3 protein-coding genes and 1 tRNA gene are annotated in these 3,320 nt (G+C 60.3%); 2 read left to right on the top strand and 2 right to left on the bottom strand.

Going from position 1 to position 3,320, the window contains the following annotated elements; all coding sequences use genetic code 11:
* Positions 1-1,100: UDP-N-acetylglucosamine 1-carboxyvinyltransferase (gene murA / locus WA989_RS13965; protein WP_424341098.1), on the bottom strand; the 1,100-nt coding region annotated here is incomplete at its 3' end.
* 78 nt (positions 1,101-1,178) lie between these two features.
* Positions 1,179-1,328, bottom strand: coding sequence for a hypothetical protein (locus WA989_RS13960; protein WP_424341097.1), 150 nt, complete (start codon positions 1,326-1,328; stop codon positions 1,179-1,181).
* 76 nt (positions 1,329-1,404) lie between these two features.
* Between WA989_RS13960 and WA989_RS13955 the strand changes: the two genes are divergently transcribed.
* Both WA989_RS13955 and WA989_RS13950 read left to right on the top strand, forming a co-directional pair.
* A tRNA-Thr gene (locus WA989_RS13955) sits at positions 1,405-1,479 on the top strand.
* A gap of 426 nt (positions 1,480-1,905) precedes the next feature.
* On the top strand, positions 1,906-3,320 hold a 1,415-nt coding region (locus WA989_RS13950), incomplete at its 3' end, for a TonB-dependent receptor (protein WP_424341096.1).

Below are 3,320 nucleotides of genomic sequence, written 5' to 3'. Positions count from 1 at the left end.
CCCTTCAGCGCATCAATCCCCGTGACGATTGCCTCATGACCGCGCACCGCGATATTCGCGCCAAGACGCGAGAGTTCAGGCGCATGCATGAAGCGGTTCTCGAAAATGTTCTCGCGGATGATGCTCGTGCCCTCAGCCAGCGATATGAGCGCCATGAATTGCGCCTGCAAATCTGTCGGGAAGCCTGGGTGTGGCGCGGTATCGATACTGACGGCCTTGAGCTTTGTGCCATTGCGCCGGATGCGCACCGTGGCCGCATCCTTGTCAGTATCGACCTCAACGCCGGCATTGCGAAGCGCATGGTTGAGCGCGCTGAGGGCCGCGACAGGCGCATTGGTGAGCGTCACATCGCCGCCAGCTGCCGCGACCGCCATGGCATAGGTGCCAGCCTCGATCCGGTCGGCCATCACGTCATGTGTGGTGCCTTTCAGCGTTTCGACGCCCTCGATCGTGATCGTTGCCGTGCCTGCGCCGGACACTTTGGCGCCCATGGAATTGAGACAGTCCGCCAGATCGGCAATCTCCGGCTCGCGCGCGGCATTCTCCAGTACGGTCTCGCCCTGGGCCAGCGTCGCGGCCAGCATGGCGTGCTCGGTCGCGCCGACAGAGACGAACGGAAACACGATATGCGCGCCTTTGAGACCGTGGATCGCGGCGGCCTTCACATAGCCTTCCTCGACCAGCAGGTCGGCGCCCATCGCCTCGAAGGCTTTCAGGTGCAGATCGACAGGCCGCGCGCCGATCGCGCAGCCGCCCGGTAGCGACACCGTCGCATGGCCATAGCGCGCCAGAAGCGGCCCGAGCACATTGAAGCTCGCCCGCATCTTCCGCACCTGCTCATACGGCGCGATGGTCGAGGACAGTTCTGCGGCATTCAGCCGGCATTCCGTTTGGCCCTTCGGCCAGTAGACTTCTACACCAAGCGTCGCCAGCAGCTGTGATAGAAAGCGGGTATCGGCGAGATTCGGCATATTCTTCAGCGTCACCGGCTCAGGCGTGAGCAGGCAGGCTGCCATCAGCTTGAGGGCTGAATTCTTCGCGCCCGAAATCGGGATCGTGCCGGAAAGCGGTTTGCCGCCTATGATCTTTAATTTGTCCATGGCGAGCCGTTATAGTGCGCTGCGCGGCGCGGGAAAGGCAGGAATGTGACCCTTCTGCCCAAAGCCTTGCCGCAGCGTTTACGCCTCGTCTTCCTTCGCGGACTTGCCATCGCTCGATGCGTCGTCGTCACGGACCTTCCTGGCCGCCTGTTTGCGCCTTTTAAGATTGTCGCGCAGGGCCGCCTTCAGCCGGGCCTCGCGGGTCTTCTCACTGTCTTTTGCAGCCATTTGTTCAGTGAACCTCCCGAAACGGTCTTTTCATCATTCGCCGCTTAAGCTAAGGGCACCCCACGCTAGCGTAAACGCCGCGGTAGCTCAGTGGTAGAGCGCGTCATTGGTAATGACGAGGTCGACAGTTCAATTCTGTCTCGCGGCACCAGCTTCTTCTCCCAGACAGACAAAAGCGATAATCCCCCCGCTCAGGGTCTCGCTGCGCTGAGAATACATCACAGAGACTGATTTTGAGGCTCGCGGCTCTGGTAGTCGCCAGTCGTCCTTCTCGAATGGACGAAAATATGTCGGAATTGCAACGCGCTGGTGAATTCAGCCTCAAGACTCCACAACCGCAGCAACGAACTTGCGCTCGCGAGACGGCCTTAAGAAAGATGTGTCCAGATTGACACACTTTCGCCTCTTTTGCGCCTGCGAATGAATGATCTGTCATAAATCCGTTGACCTTGTTTAAGCGCCCCGCCTAGCGTGCGGTCGATGGCTGCTCGGGCGTCGACCAGTCTCACAATGTGTCAGGGAAGGCCTACCGGTTTGGGGACCCAAATCGCGTGGGCGCTTATTGGAGGAGGTCATATTGACCCAAGATATCTGGAAAAAGAAACTGTTTGCGACCACGCTCATCGCGTCGGCTGCAGGCGGTGTCTGGGCCGGCGCTGCCGTCGCTCAGGATGCTGATGAAAGCGACGTTCCTGTCGTTATCGAAGAAGTCGAAGACGATGATGAGGCCCGCCAGGAGCGGGTTGTTGTCACCGGCTCGCGCATCGTGCGCAGCGAGTTCGACAGCATCAAACCTGTACAAGTCATTTCCGGCGAAGTCAGCCGCGATATCGGCCTGGTGGACGCGGCAAGCCTGCTTCAGGAAAGCACGGCCTCAACCGGCCTGCAGATCGATACGACCTTTAACGGGTTCGTGCTCGACAACGGTCCTGGCGCTTCCACGATCGACCTTCGCGGCCTGGGCGCCGCGCGTACGCTGACCCTGGTCAACGGCCGCCGTCTCGGCGCCTCAGGTGTCGAAGGCGCACCGGGCGTTCCTGACCTGAACCTCATCCCCTCCTCTCTCATCGACCGGATCGACGTTCTCCTCGACGGCGCATCTTCGATCTACGGCTCCGACGCCGTGGCCGGCGTTGTCAACGTTGTCCTGCGCAAGGACTTCGACGGTTTCGAGGTCGAAGGATCCTGGTCCAACCCAACTGCTGAAGGCGGCGGCGGCGGCAGCCAGTTCGTGTCCGCAAACTGGGGCGTCAGCAATGACCGGGGCTTCATGGGCTTCGGCGGCGAATGGACCAAACAGCAGAATCTGCGCCTCCGGGACCGTCCGGACGTCTTCGGCGATTGTGCGACCCCTTATGAGGTGACCACCACCGGCGAAATCCGGGACCAGGATACCTCGGTCAACAGCTTCAACTCGGCCTCGGAAATCGACTGTAACCTTGCATTTGGTATCAACCGTATCTGGATTGATCCTCTGCCGCAGGAGAGCGCCAGCTTCGGGTCGCTTTACTACACGCCAGGAACGACAAATGTCGGCGTGCCGAACTATTCGGACTCCAACGTCCTCGGCTTCAACGACATCCTCGGCCCTGACGGCACCCTCCAGGTCGACATTCTTTCGCCTTTCTATCAGAACATCGGCTCCGAACAGTCACGCGCTGCTGACGTTCAGGCAGAAGTCGAAACATTCTCGGCCTTCACCTATGGCGAATACGGGTTCGGCGACGATCTGAACACAAGTGCCTTCTTCGAGGCACTTTACTCGAACCGTCAGTTCACCCAGCAGCAGAACCGGACGATTGCCTTCAACGTGGCGACGCCGGGTGATAACCCGTTCAACCCCTGTAACCCTGACGGTGTTCGCGGCGTGGACTGCGGCCAGGCCGCTTTCAACCTGCCTGTCGCCTTCTTCGGCGCACCGATCAGTGCCTTCATTCCGTTCAACGACCCGGTCGCGGTCGGCGGCCGTGCGATTCGCAACGAAGCGCGGAT

Origin of the sequence: Henriciella sp. (genome assembly GCF_049649345.1) — a bacterium.
Classification (GTDB): domain Bacteria; phylum Pseudomonadota; class Alphaproteobacteria; order Caulobacterales; family Hyphomonadaceae; genus Henriciella.
The sequence above is the reverse complement of the archived record's forward strand: the minus strand, read 5'-3'. Positions and strand labels throughout refer to the sequence as shown.